The following is a 15,699-nucleotide window of genomic DNA, read 5'->3' as shown; positions in this document are numbered from 1 at the left end:
GCCCGCAGCGCTAGTTTGGGCAGATGGCCAAGGCGAGGATCGAGACCGCGGCAGGCGCCGCAGCCGTCGCCGCGGTGACCGCCGCGACCGCGAACGGTGACCGCGCGGATCGTACGACGACGGCGACGGCCGTCCGGTTCTTGCTGCAGACGCTCGCCGACGGTGAGCCGGGAGCGACCGTGGAGGTGCGGGTGCCGCCGTTCGGGGCCGTGCAGTTCCGAGAGGGCCTGAGTCACACCCGCGGCACACCGCCGAACGTCGTCGAGACGGACGCGGCGACGTTCGTCGCCCTCGCGACCGGGACCCTCACGTGGGACGACGCTCGCGCCCAGGGCATCGTGTCGGCGTCGGGCAGCCGGGCCGACCTGCGGGGCTACCTGCCGATCCGCTGGTGACCCGCGGCACCCGCCTCGCACGACGGGACGGCCCCCTGCGGGCGCGGACGGGAGCCCCAGCGCGCTCTGGGACAATGGACCGGTGAGCACCGCACCCGAGACACCGCAGAGCCAGCCCGACGACGAGGGCGTGCCGTCGCGCGACGAGGTCACGGTGCGGCGCGCCCCCAAGGTCATGGTGTTCGTCATCACCGGTGCACTCGTCGGTCTCGTCGTCTCGTTCGTGCTGACCGCGCTGTTCCCGTTCGACGACGGCGTCGGCATGGCCGCCACCTTCGGCTACTTCGCGCTGTACGGGCTCGCCGTCGGCGCCCTGCTCGGCGGCATCGTCGCCGTCATCGTCGACCGCCGCGCCAGCCGTCGCGCTCGCCGCATCGAGGTCGAGCGCCGCCAGGTCGACCCGCCCGAGTCGGACGAGGTCATCGAGGGTGAGGTCGAGCCCCGGGCCTGAGCCGGGGTTTCTTCCCCGCGGCGCGACCGCGTCGTGTGGCGTTCGCGGCGTCGTGTGGTGTCCGAACAGGACACGATGACGCGAACGCAACAGGACACCGGCGGGCAGGCCGGCCGGCGTGCGGAGCGCCCTAGGCGCCGACGCCGCGCTGCAGCTGCGCGAGCAGCTCGGGTCCGCGCCGATCGAGCAGCCGCCCGCCCTGTCTGATGCCGACGATCGTCGCCGCGACACCCAGGGCGAGCCCCACCAGCACGGAGATCAGGCCGAGCAGCACGTCGCTGTAGATCAACGAGAACACGGCCAGCACGAGCTCGGGCAGGGATACGACGAACACCGCGGCCCACCCGCCGAGCGACAGGAGCGTCGTCGACAGGCCGCCCCCGGGCGGCGTCTTGAACGGGCTCTCGCCCGACTTCGGCACCGGGGTCAGGATGCGCGCCGACAGGATGCTCGAGACCCCGAACCCGGTCAGCAGCACCCCGAGGGAGACCCCGAGCAGCGCGGGGAGCCGCACCCAGTCGCCCAACACCGCCACCGGGGTGACGGTCGCCACGATCACGACGGGGACGGCCCAGATGGCCATCGCGAGGACCCGGCCCCCGCGATCGGCCGCGCCGGGGAGGCCCGTCGACAAGTGCGCGGCGAAGGCCGTGCCGTCGTACGAGACGTCGGCCGAGAGCGTGATCGCGAGCAGGGCGGCGATGGCCGGCCCGATCGCGAGCAGGGTCCAGGTGCTGCCGCCCGTCACCGACAGGAAGATCGCGAGCACCGGCAGCAGCGGCAGCACGATGAGCGAGCCTCCGTAGCGCGGGTCGCGCAGCCAGTACGTGAGCGCTCGCGCGGCGACGGCGCCGGTCGGCGTGGCCGGGAACCATCGGAACGCACCGAGCCCCTTGGCCGTCGCCGCGCCTCCGGACGACGGAGGCGTCACGAGCGACACGCGGATGCTGCGGCCCCACAGGGCGAGCAGCGCCGCGAGCACGACGAGGGCGATGCCGAACTTGGCCAGCGCCTCGAGCGGGCGCCCGAGCGCGAGGTCGCCGGGCGCGGACCAGACGGCGCCGAGCGGCGACCACGACAGCACGCGGGCGATGTGCGGCAGATCGCCGCCGATGGTCGCCAGCCCCGACCCCGCGAGCAGGAAGATGGGCCCGGCGAGGAACAGCGGCACAAAGATGGCGACGCTCATCACCTCGCGGTAGCGACGCTTCGAGCCGAGGGCCGAGCTGAACGACTCGAAGGCCCGCGAGCCCGCGACGCAGGTCAGCACGGCCAGGGCGGCGCAGACGATCGCGACCAGCGCCGAGAGCGGGTGGCGAATCCAGCTGAGTGCGGTGGCGAGGGCCGCGAGGGCCGTCACGATGCCGGGGATGCCGAGGACGCCGCAGACGAGCAGCGTGACCAGCAGTCGCCGCGGCGGGATCGGGAACCCGCGGAGTTTCGCGACGCTGAGCGTCTGGTCGATGCCGTGGGTCACGAGCGGCACGATGAGCCAGCCGAGCACCGTGACGCTGCCGCCCAGCACCGCGACCGTCCACGCCCACTTCTCGGGGGCGAATGCCAGGGCGATCAGCCCCGCGATGACGGCGGTCATGATGCCGAGGCCGTAGAGGGCACCGACGATGACGCCGACGAGCTGCCACTTGTTGCGCATGAGCGTGTTGCCCATGACGCGCAGCCGCAGCCTCAGGAGGTGCGCAACCACGACGGCCCCTCGCTGTGCTGACGACCGCCGACGAGCTCGACGAAACGGTCTTCGAGCGTCGAGCCGTGTCGGACGTCGTCGACCGAGCCGGAGGCCAGCACACGCCCGGCCGCGATGACGGCCACGTGGTCGCACATGCGCTGCACCAGGTCCATCGAGTGGCTCGACACGATCACGGTGCCGCCGCCGTCGACGTAGCCGTGCAGGATGTCGCGGATGTTCGCCGCCGAGATCGGGTCGACCGACTCGAACGGCTCGTCGAGCACGAGGAGGCGCGGTGCATGGATCAGCGCGCAGGCCAGCGCGATCTTCTTGGTCATGCCGGCCGAGTAGTCGACGACGAGCGTGCCGCCCGCCTGTTCGAGATCGAGGAGGCGGAGCAGATCGGCCGTACGGGTCGCGACGGTCTGGCGATCCATGCCGTTGAGCAGACCGTGATACGTGACGAGCTGCTCGCCGCTGAGGCGGTCGAAGAGGGCGACGCCGTCGCTGAGCACGCCGACCAGGGCCTTGGCCCGGACGGGATCGCGCCAGACGTCGACACCCAGCAGCGAGATGGCCCCGGCATCGGGGCGCAGCAGACCGGTCGCCATCGAGAGCGTCGTCGTCTTGCCGGCGCCGTTCGGCCCGACGAGACCGTAGAACGACCCGGCCGGCACGACGAGGTCGAGCCCGTCGACGGCGACCTTGGGGCCGAACGCCTTGCGCAGGCCGGTGATCTCGAGGGCAGGCGCGGACGACGCGGGGTCGGGCCGGACGCCAGGGCTCGGCACGATCGGGGACGGAGGAACGGCGCTGGTGGGGTCGCTCATGCAGACAGCTTAGGGAGGGCCCGCGACAGGGCGAATCCCCCACGGGGGTGAGCCCGGCGGGGGATTCGGACGAGAGCGTCGGCCCGATACGGAACGTGCGGTGCGCTGTCGCCGCACCGTGCCTCCTCGGGGCCGTCGTCAGCTGAGCTGGTTGGCCTCGACCCAGGCGAGGTACTCGGGCGAGACCGTGCCGGTGACGTAGTCGCCGGTGAAGCAGCTCATCTCGAGATCGGTCACATCGCTGCCCTCGGTGATCGCCGAGCGCATGTCCTCGACCTCTTGGTAGATGAGGTGGTCGGCGCCGAGCTCGCGCGCGATCTCGGGGATCTTGCGGTCGTGGGCGATGAGCTCCTGCCGCGTCGGCATGTTGATGCCGTACACGTGCGGGAACCGCACCGGAGGCGCGGCGGACGTGAACGTGACCTTGTTGGCTCCCGCGGCGCGCGCCATCTCGACGATCTCCTTCGAGGTCGTGCCGCGCACGATCGAGTCGTCGACGATGAGGATGTTCTTGCCCTTGAACTCGCTCGACATGGCGTTCAGCTTCTGACGGACCGACCGCTTGCGCTCCGCCTGCCCGGGCATGATGAACGTGCGACCGACGTAGCGGTTCTTGTAGAAGCCCTCGCGGTATTCGATGCCGAGCTTCTGGGCGACCTGCATGGCCGCGGGCCGCGACGAGTCGGGGATCGGCATGACCACGTCGACGTCGCCGATCGGCGAGTGCCGCGCGATCGTGTCGGCCAGGCGGTCGCCGAGTCGGAGGCGCGCGTCGTAGACCGAGATGCCGTTCATGACGGAGTCGGGTCGCGCCAGGTAGACGTACTCGAACGAGCAGGGGATGAGGCGCGGTGCACTGTGGCACTGCTTCGACACCATCTGGCCGTCGAGCGACACGAAGACGGCCTCGCCGGGGGCGACGTCGCGGACGATCTCGTAGCCGCCCGACTCGAGGACGAGCGACTCGGAGGCGACGATCCATTCTTCGCGGACCCCGTCGGTCGCGAGGCGGCGGCCGAGCACGAGCGGACGGATGCCGAACGGGTCGCGGAAGGCCAGCAGGCCGTGACCGGCGATCATCGCGATCGCGGCGTAGGAGCCCTGGACCCGGTCGTGCACGCGGGACACGGCCGCGAAGATCTGGTCGGGATCGAGCTCGTGACCGTTGACCTGCTCCTGCAGCTCGTGCGCCAGGACGTTGACGAGCAGCTCCGTGTCGCTGTTCGTGTTGAGGTGACGGCGGTCGATGTGGAACAGCTCGCTGGTGAGCTCGCGCGTGTTGGTCAGGTTGCCGTTGTGCACGAGCACGATGCCGTAGGGCGCGTTCACGTAGAACGGCTGCGCCTCTTGCTCGTTGGTCGCCGCGCCCTTGGTCGCGTAGCGCACGTGGCCGAGCCCCATGTTGCCGAGCAGGGCGCGCATGTCGCGGGTGCGGAACGACTCGCGCACCTGCCCGCGGGTCTTGTGGGAGTGGAACACCCCGCCCTCGGCGGTGGCGATTCCGGTGGAGTCCTGACCCCGGTGCTGCAGAAGCAGAAGCGAGTCGTAGACGAGTTGATTTGCTGGCTCGTGCGCGACGAGACCGACGATGCCGCACATGCGGATCTGGCTCCAGACCGTAGAGTTGGGGTTACCGCGTCAGTCTGCCATGCCACCGAACGGATGAACGAATGGTGACCACTCCCTCCAGCTCGGCCAGCGCCTCCTACGCTGCCGCGGGCGTCGACACGGCTGCGGGCGACCGCGCCGTCGAACTCATGAAGGCGGCCGTCTCGGCCACCCACGGCCCCGGCGTCGTCGGCGGCGTCGGCGGGTTCGCCGGGCTGTTCGACGTGAGCTTCTTGAAAGACTTCGACAAGCCGCTGCTCGCGACGTCGACCGACGGCGTCGGCACCAAGGTCGCGATCGCCCAGGCGCTCGACAAGCACGACACGATCGGCCAGGACCTCGTCGGCATGGTCGTCGACGACATCGTCGTGGTCGGCGCCCGGCCGCTCATCATGACCGACTACATCGCGTGCGGCCGGGTCGTGCCGAGCCGCATCGCGTCCATCGTCGAGGGCATCGCGCGCGCTTGCTCGGCCACCGGCACGGCCCTCGTCGGCGGCGAGACGGCGGAGCACCCGGGGCTGCTCGGGCCGGACGACTACGACGTGGCGGGTGCCGCCGTCGGCGCCGTCGAATCGGGCAAGCAGCTCGGCCCGCACCTGGTCGGCGACGGCGACGTCGTGCTGGCCATGGCGTCGTCCGGCGTGCACTCGAACGGCTTCTCGCTGGTGCGGCACATCCTCGCCTCACGCGACCTCGGCTACGGCGACACGCTCGACGAGCTCGGCGGCCCGCTCGGCGAGGCACTGCTCGAGCCGACCCGCCTCTACACGAGCCCGCTGCTGCGCGTGCTCGACGACCCGGCGCTCGACGGGGCCGTGCACGCGCTCAGCCACGTGACCGGCGGCGGCATCGCGGCCAACCTCGCACGCGTGCTGCCGCAGGGGTCGTGGACCGAGGTCGACCGCGCGACGTGGTCGCCACTGCCCGTGTTCCGGGTGCTGAGCGACCTGGCCGGCTCGACGCTCGAGTCGAGCGAGGGCACGTGGAATCTCGGCATCGGCATGATCGCCGTCGTCGACGCGGCCCGGGCGGCCGCGGTCACCGCCGCGCTGTCGGCGGAGGGCATCGACACCTGGCAGATCGGCACGGTCTCGACATCGGTGCGCGACCTGAGCGGGTTCGAGCAGGGCGCCAAGGGGGTCGACGGCGGAGCCGTGCGGCTGGTCGGCGGGTACCGGGGCTGACTCGGGGTCTCCTGGTGTTCACGCGGTCGGGGGCGTAGCATTGCCCGACCGCCGTCTCGGCGGGGCTCCTGACGACGACGCCAGGATGCGGCGACGAAGGAGTCGACCATGAGCACCACCCCTCTGCACCACACCGGCCTCAGCGCGGACACCGCCTCGCGCCTCCCCGAGTCGACTCCGGCCGGCCAGCCTGACTACACGCCGATCACGGGCGGTCGCAAGGTCGCCGCGCTGACGGCCGTCGGGCTCGTCGCCGTGATGGTCGTCGGGCTGCTGCCGATCGTCGGGTCGCTCTTCCAGTAGCGCTGCTGCTGCTGCTGCTGCCCGCGCGGCCGCAGAACGAGGTTCTCGCCGCCGGCAGGCGCTACCGGCGCGAGCCGAGGATGCAGAACTCGTTGCCCTCGGGGTCGGTCAGTACGACCCACGAGACGTCGTCGCTCTGGCCGACGTCGGTGCGGCGTGCCCCGAGTGACTCGAAGCGCGCGACCTCGGCGGCCTGGTCGTCGGGGCGGAAGTCGAGGTGCAGACGGTTCTTGACCGTCTTGACGTCGTCGACCGGCACGAACAGCAGGCCGGGCAGCGCGTCGGCCGACGCGCGGATCTCGAAGTCGGTCGTCGTGTCGTCGTCGTCCGCGTCAGCGCCGTCGACGATCACCCACGAGAGGGCGTCGGCCCACCAGCGCCCGAGGGCGACAGGACGACGAGCATCGACGATGACCTGTTCCCAGACGAGAGACATGGTTCGAGCGCCTACGCGCTCTTGTTCTGGTCGTGACCGGTCTCGTAGTCGTCATCGAAATCGTCGGCCCACTTGTCGACGTATTCGTCGCCGGAGTCGCTCTTGCTCGCGAGCTCTTTTTCGAGCGCACCGTAGTTGGTGTCAGGGCTGAAGTACTTCAGCTCTCTGGCGACCTTGGTGTGCTTTGCCTTTTGACGGCCGCGCCCCATGCGTGACCCCCTCGTGAATTAGGCCCGGAAGCGGTGTCGGACGAACCGGGAAGGACCGACAGGTGACAGTTACAAAACTGGGCCTGAGCTTATCATGTGACCCTGCCCTCGGCTGCCGCGCGCCACCTGGGCACCCCATCACGGGCGATGGACCCGGAGGCGCGGGCGCTCGCACGAGGTCGGGTCGCCAGGCAAGGGGGTACGGCGCGCAGCCGCACGGCCTACTGTCGGAGTCCCGACGTCGAGCCGGGACGATGTGAGGCGGAGCCATGCCGGAGTTGCCCGAACCGCGAGGCGTCAGCCTGCGCACCGACCCCGACGGAGGGCACGAGCGGCAAGGCCAGTCCGGGTCGAACCCGGCGCGGGACGTCGCCGCGACCGGAGGGGACGTCGGCTCCGGCCTCGACCTCGCCCGCCGCCTGGGCAGGGAGGCACCGCTGCCGGGCCGTGGTTCCACCGACGAGCTGTGGTCCCTGCTCGGCAGCATCGCCGCCGTCGACGTCACCGTCGCCCGCATCGTCGAGCCGCACCTCGACGCGCTCGCCATCCTCGGCGAGCAGGCCGCGACCGGCGAGCTCGGCGAGCAGGCCGCGACCGGCGAGCTCGGCCGGCCCGGCGCCCCCCGCGACACCGATCGCACCTGGGGCGTCTTCGCGGCGGAGGGGCCGGGCATGCGCCTCGAGGCACAGGCGGCCACGGGCGACGACGCGACCCCGGGGCGGACCGGCGGCTCCGGGGAGACCGACACCGCGCCTCCTCGATGGACCCTGAACGGGACGAAGCCGTGGTGCTCCCTGGCAGGGCGGCTCGATGCCGCCCTCGTCACGGCCTGGCTGCCCGACGGCGAGCGTCGGCTGTTCGCGGTCGACCTGCGCCACGCGGGGGTGCACGTGCTCGAGAACTCCTGGCACGCGACGGGGCTGGCAGCGGTCGAGAGCGGTCCGGTCCGGTTCGACGACGTCCCGGCCACGGCCGTCGGCGAGGCAGGCTGGTACCTGCAGCGCGACGGCTTCGCCTGGGGTGGCATCGGCGTCGCCGCGTGCTGGTGGGGCGGCGCCGTCGGCATCGCCCGCGCCCTCACCGCAGCGGCCGCTCGACGTGAGCCCGATCAGATCGGACTCCTCGCGATCGGAGCGGTCGACGCCGCGCTCACCACGGCCCGCCTCGCGCTCGCCGACGCCGCCCGTCAGATCGACGCCGGTCTGGCCGACGGTGCGGCCGGCGCCCTGCTCGCGCAGCGCACCCGCCTGATCGTCGCCGAGGCGTGCGAGTCGGTCATCACCCGGGTGGCCCGCGCCCTCGGCCCCGCTCCGCTCGCCCTCGACGCCGAGCACGCGCGTCGGGTCGCCGATCTCTCCCTCTATCTGCGGCAGCACCACTCCGACCGGGACGACGCCGTCCTCGGCCGCACCCTGCTCGAGAAAGGAACGTCATGGTGACGTTCAGTCATCTGGACCGCGGCACCCCGGAGGCGCGCTGGGCCGAGCGCGCACCCTGGCAGGCCGCCCGCCGCCTCGAGCTCGACCGCGTGACGGGCCTGATCGTGGTCGCCGCGCACCCCGACGACGAGACCCTCGGCGCGGGCGGACTCATCGCCGTGGCCGGAGCCCGGGGTCTGCCCATCGTCGTGATCGTGGCCTCGGACGGCGAGAACTCGCACCCCGAGTCGCCCAGCACGGTGCCGCACGAGCTCGCGCGCCTCCGCCGATTCGAGGTCAGCGATGCGGTCGCTGAGCTCGCCCCCGATGCCGACGTGCGGTTCGTCGGGCTGCCGGACGGCTCGCTGCGCGACCACACCCTCGATCTCTCGGCCGTGGTCGACGCCGAGCTCGCCGCGCTGCCCGTGTCGGGCGGCGACGTGCTGCTCGTCGGCACCTGGTCGGACGACGGCCACCCCGACCACACGGCCGTCGCCGACGTCTGCGCGGCCGCCGCGGCCGGGTTCGTCGGGGAGCCGCGGGTCGTGGCGCTGTCGTTCCCGATCTGGGCGTGGCACTGGTCCCGGCCCGACGCCGACGACGTGCCCTGGTCGGACGCCCTCGTGCTGCCGCTCGACGAGGCGGTCAGAGCGGCCAAGCAGCGTGCGCTCGCGCGGCACGTGACGCAGAACAAGCCCCTGTCGGAGGCGCGGGGCGACGAGGCGATCCTGTCACCGGGCCTCCTCGAGCACTTCGCACGCCCGGTCGAGGTGTTCGTCGAGAACACGCTCGGCACGGGCGGCACGCCGGCGGGCGCTGACGCCGACGCCGACGCCGACGCCGACGCCGGTGCCGACGCCGACGCCTCGCGCGACAGCGGCGCCGACGCCGGTGCCCGTCGCGACAGCGGGCTCGCCGGTGCCGCGCGCGACAGCCTCCCGGCCCCCTTCTTCGACGAGTTCTACGGCGACGCCCCCGACCCGTGGGGTTTCGAGACGCGCTGGTACGAGACGCGCAAACGCGCCGTCACGCTCGCCGCGCTGCCCCGGGAGCGCTTCGCGTCGGCCCTCGAACTCGGTTGCTCGATCGGCGTCTTCACGGACGAGCTGGCCGACCGGGTCGACCACCTGCTCGCGACCGACATCGCGGCCGCACCCCTCCGCCGCGCCCGCGAACGCCTCGCGGGTCGCGACCACGTCGTGTTCGAGCAGCGCACCCTGCCGCACGAGTGGCCCGACGGGCGGTTCGACCTGATCGTCGTGTCGGAGGTCGGGTACTACCTGTCGGAAGCCGATCTCGGGGTGCTGATCTCGCGCCTCCTCGGGTCCTTGACGGACGACGGCGTCGTCGTGACCTGCCATTGGCGGCACGACGTCGACGAGTACCCGCTGTCGGGCGACGAGGTCACGGCGGCGTTCCGGGCGCGCGGCGAACTCGTGCGGACGGTGACGCACGAGGAGAAGGACTTCGTGCTGGACGTGTTCTCGCGGCCTCCGGGGCGTTCGGTCGCCGAAGAGACGGGGCTCGCATGAGCGGGCAGGCGTCGACCCTGCCCGTGCCGACGAGCCCGGGCGCGACGGCCGCGACCGGGGAGGTCGACGACGCGGCCGAGGTGCCCAGCACGGCAGCGACCGTCGAGCCGCTCACCGAGATCGTGGTCGTCGTGCCGATCCGCGACGAACAGACCCTGCTCGGCCGCGCCCTCGACGCCATCGCCGTCGCCTGCGACCGCGTCGACGTGCCGACCCGGGTGGTCTGCGTGCTCGATCGCAGCAGCGACGACTCGGAGCGCATCGCGACCGCTTCGGGCGCGCAGATCGTCGTGTCCGAGCTCGGCCGCGCGGGCGGTGCCCGACGGATGGGCGTCACTGCGGCTCTGGCCCGCATGGCCGTGCCGATGCTGCCGACCACCTGGATCGCCAACACCGACGCCGACAGCATCGTCCCGCCTGACTGGCTGCGCGAGCATCGGGCGCTCGCCGACACCGGCGCCGACCTCGTCGTCGGGACGGTCGAGCCCGACAGCGACGACGTACCCGAGTCGGTCATGGCCGTCTGGCGCGCGTCGCACCTGTTCGAGCCGGGGCACGACCACGTCTTCGGCGCGAACCTGGGCGTGCGGGCGACGGCGTACATCGCGGCCGGGGGGTTCGCCGACGTGCCGCTGCACGAGGACCTGCTGCTCGTCCGGGCGCTGCGCGAGTCGGGCGTCGAGGAGGCGCGGGTCGCGTCGACCCCGGTCGTCACGTCGGGCCGCCGGTCGGGTCGAGCCCCGGGCGGCTTCGCCGACTACGTCGCGACCCTGAGCTGAGCACGCGCGCGTGCCGCGCGCCCGCCGCCGCCCTGGCGCTACACCCCTTTTCCGGAGCTACACCCCCTACGGAGGGGGTGTAGCTCCGGTTAGGGGGTGTAGCGAGGGCGCCTTACTTCTGCGGGCGGTTGCCGCCCGTCGCGCCGTTGCGCGCGGACGAGCGGGCCTGGCGCGCGGCCTTGCGGCGACTCTTCTTCGACCCGGGCGTGGAGCCGGCAGCGGAGCCCGCGGCGCCGCCCTGGTGGGCCGATGCGGTCGAGTCGTGCGGCGCGGAGGCTCCGTCGAGGTCGGCGGGGGAGACGGGCGCGCCCGCGCCTCCTCGTGTTCCGGGTTCGGCGAGGCCGACGGCGCCACCGGCGACGGCCGCTCCGGGGAGGCCCGAGGGCCCGTGACCGTTCGACACGAGACCGTGCGGGTCGTGCGGGCGACGCATGATCGGGCGGATCGGCTCGCCGCGGCGGTCCTGGCCGGGGATGGGCCGCGAGCGACGGCCGTAGAGCACCTCGGACGAGTCGAGCAGCCACGGCACGAGCGCGACGGTCACGCCGTGCACGAGCATCAGCTTCTGGCGGATGCGGCGGCTCTTGTGGTTGTGGAGCAGGCCCTCCCACCAGTGTCCGACGATGAAGATCGGCGTGTAGACGGTGACGACCTCGGCGCCGTGCTCCTCGCGGTGGCCCTTGATGTACTTGATCAGGGGCACGCTGATGTCGCGGTACGGCGACGGCACGATGCGCAGCGGGACCTCGATGTTCTGATCGGCCCACTGACGTTGCAGCAGCGCGGTGGCGTCGTCGTCGATGCCGACGTGGATCGCCTCGAGCGAATCGTGCCGGGCCGCGATCGCGTAGTCGAGCGCCTTCAGCACGGGTTTCTGCATGCGGCCCACGAGCACGATCGCGTGGTCGCCCCGCGCGCCGAACTGCGTCGTCGAGTCGGGCTCGATCTCGACCTGCACGTCGCGGTAGTAGCGGTTCACGCCGAGCATCAGCACGAACAGGATCGGCATGATGACGAACACGAGCCAGGCGCCGTGCGTGAACTTCGTGATGGTGACGACGACGAGCACCGACAGCGTCATCAGGGCACCCACGAGGTTGATGACGAGCCCGCGCCAGACGGCCCCACGATCCGAGCAGCCGTTCTTGAGCAGCCCCCACCAGTGCTTCACCATGCCGGTCTGGCCGAGGGTGAACGACACGAAGACGCCGATGATGTACAGCTGGATCAGCTGCGTGACGTTGGCGCGGTAGACGATCATGATCGCGCAGGCGACGAGCGCGAGCACGATGACGCCGTTGGAGTAGATCAGACGGTCGCCGCGGGTGTTGAGGGCCTTCGGGGCGTATTCGTCGCGGGCGAGGATCGAGCCGAGCAGCGGGAACCCGTTGAACGCCGTGTTGGCGGCGAGCAGCAGCACGGCCGCGGTGCAGGCCTGGATCAGATAGAACGGGATGCCGAAGAGCGACGTGCCGAAGACGGCCGACGCGATCTGCGCGATGAGACTGCGTTGCGGCTGGGTGGCGCACTGCTCCCAACCGATCAGGTGGCACGGCACCTCGGCGTAGTGCACCTTCGAGATCAGCGCGACGGCGGTGAGTCCGACGAAGAGGACGATGGCGATGCTGCCCATCAGCACGAGGGTGCGCTGCGCGTTCTTGACCTTGGGGCGACGGAACGCGGGCACGCCGTTCGAGATCGCCTCGACACCGGTCAGGGCCGAGCAGCCGCTCGAGAACGCGCGCAACAGCAGGAGGACGAACGCGGCGTGCGACAGGTCGTCGGCCCGCACGCTGTACTGCGCGCTCTCGGCGACGGGCGGGTCGCCGAGCGCGGTGCGGACGAGCGCGATGACGATCATCACGAAGACGCTCGCGACGAAGAGATAGGTGGGGATCGCGAACGCCTTGCTCGACTCGCGCACCCCGCGCAGGTTGACGGCGGCGAGCAGGATCACGAAGAACACGGCGAGCTCGACGCGCGCCGGCGCCAGCTCGGGCACGGCCGAGATGATGTTGTCGACGCCGGAGGCGACCGACACCGCCACGGTCATGACGTAGTCGACGAGCAGCGCCGAGGCGACGACCAGGCCGGCCTTCTCGCCGAGGTTCTTGTGCGCGACCTCGTAATCGCCGCCTCCCGACGGGTAGGCCTTGATCAGCTGGCGGTACGAGACGACCACGACGATCAGCAGCACGACGACGGCGGTCGCGACCCACGGCGCGAGGGTCAGGAAGCCGAGCCCGCCGATCAACAGGATCATCAGCAGCTCCTGCGGGGCGTACGCCACCGAGCTGAGCGGGTCGCTCGCGAAGATGGGGAGCGCCAGGTGCTTCGGGAGCAGCTGCCCCTCGAGCTTCTCCGAGGGGAGGGGGTCACCGATAAGCCAGCGTTTCGGCGACCGGACGTCATTAGTCACGAGCGGCGACTCTACTCCCAGCCGAGGGCCTGTCAACTCCGGGGGAACGCCGATTATTCCCTGGTAGCGAACCGTGACCTGGTGCGGAGCGGGGGTGGTCGCGAATGTGCGACCGATCGGCGGCGTCGCGGTCGCGAATGTGCGACCGATCGGCGCCGTCGCGGTCGCGAATGTGCGACCGATCGGCGCCGTCGCTGTCGCGAATGTGCGACCGATCGGCGCCGGGGTGGTCGAATCAGCGGCGTGTCGGGGTCGTCTCCGCCGAATCGGTCGCACATTGCGAAGGAAGGGTCGACGGAGGCGCGGGTGCAGGGGGCGCGAGCGGAGTCGAGGAGGCGCGGGGCGCGACGGCGAAGAGGGGCAACGTGAGCGAGACCAGCGGCCCGATCAGCAGGGCCTCGGCGACCGTGCCGATGCCGACCTGGCCGCCGAGCAGCCAGCCGGCGGCGAGCACCGTGACCTCGATGACCGTGCGGGCGACGCCCACGCGCCACCCCAGCCGGGCATGCAGGCCGAGCATGAGGCCGTCGCGCGGACCGGGCCCGAAGTCGGCCCCGATGTAGAGGCCGCTGGCGACGGCGAGCAGCAGGAGGCCGCCGGCGAACGTCAGCCCCTGCGCCCACCACTCGGTCTGCTGCGGCAGCACGCGCAGCCCGAGGTCGGCGATCGGTCCGATCAGCAGGGCGTTGGCGATCGTGCCGAAGCGGGGCCGCTGGCGCAGCGGAATCCACAGGAGCAGGACCACGAAGCTCGTGACGAGGACGACGGTGCCGAACGTCAGACCGGTGTGGCGGACGAGGCCCTGCGACAGCACGTCCCACGGTGCGACGCCGATTGCCGCTCGCACCATGAGGGCGATGGCGAACCCGTAGGCGGCCAGGCCGACGAACAACTGGAGGAGGCGACGCGAGAAGTGCATGACGATGATCCAATCCGTCGAGTGGACTGGTGGCAAGAGGCCAATCTGCCTAGGGTGGCATCTGTGAGCACACTGCAGCCCGGCGTCGCGTCCGTCTCGTCTCGAGCCCTGGGCGTCCTGCTCGACTCGTGGCGCGCCTCCTCGGGTCCGGGGTATCTGGCGTTGGCGGAGCGCATCCGGCTGCTCGTGCTCGACGGCCGGCTGCCGGTCGGCACGCGGCTGCCGTCCGAGCGCGAGCTGGCCGCGCATCTCGGCGTGAGTCGCACGACGGTCGCCGCGTCGTACGCCGCACTGCGTGACGGCGGTCATCTGGTCAGCGTGCGGGGGAGCGGCAGCGTCGTCCGGCTGCCCGCGCGCGTCACCCTGCCGCGCCCCGAGTCCACCGAGGGGTTGCTCGACCTGACCAAGGCGACCCTGCCGGCGGTCGAGGGCGTCGCCGAGGCCGCGGTGCTCGCGGCGGGGCGGCTCGGCGCCTATCTCGAGACGTCGGGCTACGACCTGGTCGGGCGGCCGGTGCTGCGGGAGGTCATCGCCGAGCGATACCGCCGTCGAGGGCTCGAGACGCACCCCGATCAGATCCTCGTGACCGTCGGAGCCCAGCACGCCATCGCCCTGCTGGCCCGCGTGCTCGTCTCGCGCGGCGACCGGGCCGTCGTCGAGGCACCCGGCTACCCGCACGCGTTCGAGGCGCTGCGCCTCGCCGGTGCGCGGCTCGCCCCGGTCAGCGTCACGGTCGACGACGGCTGGGACGAGTCGTCCCTGCTGCAGACGCTGCGCCGCACGAGTCCGCCGGTGGCGTACCTGATGCCCGACTTCCACAACCCGACCGGCGCGACGATGCCCGCCGATCAGCGGCGTCGCGTCCTCGAGGCGGCGGCCGCCGAGGGGACGGTCGTGATCGCCGACGAGACGATGGCGGAGCTCGTGATCGACGAGGGCGCTGCGGGGCCGGGGCCGATGGCGTCGTACGGGCCGGCCGTGCTGATCGGGTCGGCGGGCAAGTCGCTCTGGGGCGGGCTGCGCATCGGCTGGATCAGGGCCGAGCGACCGCTCGTCGAGCGCCTCGTGCGCGCCCGGTCGGCCGGCGACCTCGGCACGCCCGTGCTCGAGCAGCTGCTCACCGCCGAGCTGCTCGGCGACTTCGACCGGATCAAGGAGGAGCGGCGTCTGCAGCTGAGACGAGGTCGCGACCGTCTCGTCACCGGTCTGCGCGAGGCCTTCCCGAGCTGGACCGTGCCCTCGCCGTCCGGCGGCCTCACGACGTGGGCCGGTCTCGGCGCCCCGGTCAGCTCGCAGCTGGCGCTCGCCGCCCGGCGCGAGGGACTGCTGCTCGCCGCGGGGCCGGTGTTCGGGGTCGACGGGGCGTTCGAGCGCTTCCTGCGAATCCCGTTCTCGTACCCGGACGCCGACACCGACCGGACCGTGGAGGCGCTGGCCAGGGCCTGGGATCGGCTCGGCACGGTCGCCTCTCCACAGGCTCCGTTGCTCGCCTCCGTTGTGTAGGAGTCTCGTGTGAACTCCCAGTG

15 protein-coding genes are annotated in these 15,699 nt (G+C 71.9%); 8 read left to right on the top strand and 7 right to left on the bottom strand.

From position 1 onward, the window contains the following. Positions 1-23: 23 nt before the first annotated feature. On the top strand, positions 24-395 hold the full coding sequence (locus ACPEEZ_RS13510) for a sterol carrier family protein (RefSeq protein ID WP_423920070.1): 372 nt from the start codon (positions 24-26) through the stop codon (positions 393-395). 82 nt (positions 396-477) lie between these two features. Continuing rightward, a complete protein-coding gene (locus tag ACPEEZ_RS13505; RefSeq protein WP_423920067.1) occupies positions 478-846 on the top strand; it encodes a hypothetical protein in 369 nt (122 codons plus the stop codon). A 130-nt stretch (positions 847-976) separates the two neighbouring features. On the opposite strand, the gene ACPEEZ_RS13500 is transcribed toward ACPEEZ_RS13505, so the two are convergent. The 3 genes from ACPEEZ_RS13500 to purF form a co-directional block, all read right to left on the bottom strand. Continuing rightward, entirely contained in the window at positions 977-2,551 is a 1,575-nt protein-coding gene (locus ACPEEZ_RS13500; RefSeq protein ID WP_423920064.1) for a transporter, read from the bottom strand. Further along, on the bottom strand, positions 2,533-3,363 hold the full coding sequence (locus ACPEEZ_RS13495; RefSeq protein WP_423920061.1) for an ABC transporter ATP-binding protein: 831 nt from the start codon (positions 3,361-3,363) through the stop codon (positions 2,533-2,535). Before ACPEEZ_RS13495 ends, ACPEEZ_RS13500 begins: the two co-directional genes overlap by 19 nt. Positions 3,364-3,501: 138 nt before the next feature. Then, entirely contained in the window at positions 3,502-4,962 is a 1,461-nt protein-coding gene (gene purF / locus ACPEEZ_RS13490) for an amidophosphoribosyltransferase (RefSeq protein ID WP_423920059.1), read from the bottom strand. A gap of 71 nt (positions 4,963-5,033) precedes the next feature. Here purF and purM point away from each other — a divergent pair, with 71 nt between their 5' ends. Continuing rightward, positions 5,034-6,158: a phosphoribosylformylglycinamidine cyclo-ligase gene (gene purM, locus ACPEEZ_RS13485; protein ID WP_423920056.1), complete on the top strand. Its 1,125-nt coding sequence runs from the start codon at positions 5,034-5,036 to the stop codon at positions 6,156-6,158. Positions 6,159-6,266: 108 nt separating this feature from the next. Further along, entirely contained in the window at positions 6,267-6,461 is a 195-nt protein-coding gene (locus tag ACPEEZ_RS13480) for a hypothetical protein (RefSeq protein WP_423920054.1), read from the top strand. A gap of 61 nt (positions 6,462-6,522) precedes the next feature. On the opposite strand, the gene ACPEEZ_RS13475 is transcribed toward ACPEEZ_RS13480, so the two are convergent. Both ACPEEZ_RS13475 and ACPEEZ_RS13470 read right to left on the bottom strand, forming a co-directional pair. Next, positions 6,523-6,897, bottom strand: coding sequence for a VOC family protein (locus ACPEEZ_RS13475; protein ID WP_423920051.1), 375 nt, complete (start codon positions 6,895-6,897; stop codon positions 6,523-6,525). 11 nt (positions 6,898-6,908) lie between these two features. Continuing rightward, entirely contained in the window at positions 6,909-7,106 is a 198-nt protein-coding gene (locus tag ACPEEZ_RS13470) for a DUF3073 domain-containing protein (RefSeq protein ID WP_423920049.1), read from the bottom strand. Positions 7,107-7,375: 269 nt separating this feature from the next. Here ACPEEZ_RS13470 and ACPEEZ_RS13465 point away from each other — a divergent pair, with 269 nt between their 5' ends. The 3 genes from ACPEEZ_RS13465 to ACPEEZ_RS13455 are packed head-to-tail and all read left to right on the top strand — an operon-like array spanning position 7,376 to position 10,835. Beyond that, a complete protein-coding gene (locus ACPEEZ_RS13465) occupies positions 7,376-8,545 on the top strand; it encodes an acyl-CoA dehydrogenase family protein (protein WP_423920046.1) in 1,170 nt (389 codons plus the stop codon). Further along, on the top strand, positions 8,539-10,056 hold the full coding sequence (locus tag ACPEEZ_RS13460) for a PIG-L family deacetylase (protein WP_423920043.1): 1,518 nt from the start codon (positions 8,539-8,541) through the stop codon (positions 10,054-10,056). Before ACPEEZ_RS13465 ends, ACPEEZ_RS13460 begins: the two co-directional genes overlap by 7 nt. Continuing rightward, positions 10,053-10,835 (top strand): glycosyltransferase, encoded by a 783-nt coding sequence (locus ACPEEZ_RS13455; protein WP_423920040.1) that lies wholly within the window; start codon positions 10,053-10,055, stop codon positions 10,833-10,835. Before ACPEEZ_RS13460 ends, ACPEEZ_RS13455 begins: the two co-directional genes overlap by 4 nt. Positions 10,836-10,947: 112 nt before the next feature. Here ACPEEZ_RS13455 and ACPEEZ_RS13450 read toward each other — a convergent pair whose 3' ends face one another. Both ACPEEZ_RS13450 and ACPEEZ_RS13445 read right to left on the bottom strand, forming a co-directional pair. Further along, positions 10,948-13,254 (bottom strand): APC family permease, encoded by a 2,307-nt coding sequence (locus ACPEEZ_RS13450; protein ID WP_423920037.1) that lies wholly within the window; start codon positions 13,252-13,254, stop codon positions 10,948-10,950. Between the two features lie 235 nt (positions 13,255-13,489). Continuing rightward, on the bottom strand, positions 13,490-14,173 hold the full coding sequence (locus ACPEEZ_RS13445; RefSeq protein ID WP_423920034.1) for a YczE/YyaS/YitT family protein: 684 nt from the start codon (positions 14,171-14,173) through the stop codon (positions 13,490-13,492). 63 nt (positions 14,174-14,236) lie between these two features. Here ACPEEZ_RS13445 and ACPEEZ_RS13440 point away from each other — a divergent pair, with 63 nt between their 5' ends. Then, positions 14,237-15,676, top strand: coding sequence for a PLP-dependent aminotransferase family protein (locus ACPEEZ_RS13440; RefSeq protein ID WP_423920032.1), 1,440 nt, complete (start codon positions 14,237-14,239; stop codon positions 15,674-15,676). Positions 15,677-15,699: the final 23 nt, after the last annotated feature.

Source organism: Frigoribacterium sp. 2-23, assembly GCF_049601585.1.
GTDB lineage: Bacteria > Actinomycetota > Actinomycetes > Actinomycetales > Microbacteriaceae > Frigoribacterium.
Note: the sequence above shows the minus strand (reverse complement) of the source record. Positions and strands in the feature narration are given on the sequence as shown.

What these genes read in the sequence shown, in the direction of transcription:
- ACPEEZ_RS13510 (WP_423920070.1), top strand. Translation starts at nt 24, where the DNA reads ATGGCCAAGGCGAGGATCGAGACCGCGGCAGGCGCCGCAGCCGTCGCC.
- ACPEEZ_RS13495 (WP_423920061.1), bottom strand. Translation starts at nt 3,363, where the DNA reads ATGAGCGACCCCACCAGCGCCGTTCCTCCGTCCCCGATCGTGCCGAGC.
- purF (WP_423920059.1), bottom strand. Translation starts at nt 4,962, where the DNA reads ATGTGCGGCATCGTCGGTCTCGTCGCGCACGAGCCAGCAAATCAACTC.
- purM (WP_423920056.1), top strand. Translation starts at nt 5,034, where the DNA reads ATGGTGACCACTCCCTCCAGCTCGGCCAGCGCCTCCTACGCTGCCGCG.
- ACPEEZ_RS13480 (WP_423920054.1), top strand. Translation starts at nt 6,267, where the DNA reads ATGAGCACCACCCCTCTGCACCACACCGGCCTCAGCGCGGACACCGCC.
- ACPEEZ_RS13475 (WP_423920051.1), bottom strand. Translation starts at nt 6,897, where the DNA reads ATGTCTCTCGTCTGGGAACAGGTCATCGTCGATGCTCGTCGTCCTGTC.
- ACPEEZ_RS13470 (WP_423920049.1), bottom strand. Translation starts at nt 7,106, where the DNA reads ATGGGGCGCGGCCGTCAAAAGGCAAAGCACACCAAGGTCGCCAGAGAG.
- ACPEEZ_RS13465 (WP_423920046.1), top strand. Translation starts at nt 7,376, where the DNA reads ATGCCGGAGTTGCCCGAACCGCGAGGCGTCAGCCTGCGCACCGACCCC.
- ACPEEZ_RS13460 (WP_423920043.1), top strand. Translation starts at nt 8,539, where the DNA reads ATGGTGACGTTCAGTCATCTGGACCGCGGCACCCCGGAGGCGCGCTGG.
- ACPEEZ_RS13455 (WP_423920040.1), top strand. Translation starts at nt 10,053, where the DNA reads ATGAGCGGGCAGGCGTCGACCCTGCCCGTGCCGACGAGCCCGGGCGCG.
- ACPEEZ_RS13445 (WP_423920034.1), bottom strand. Translation starts at nt 14,173, where the DNA reads ATGCACTTCTCGCGTCGCCTCCTCCAGTTGTTCGTCGGCCTGGCCGCC.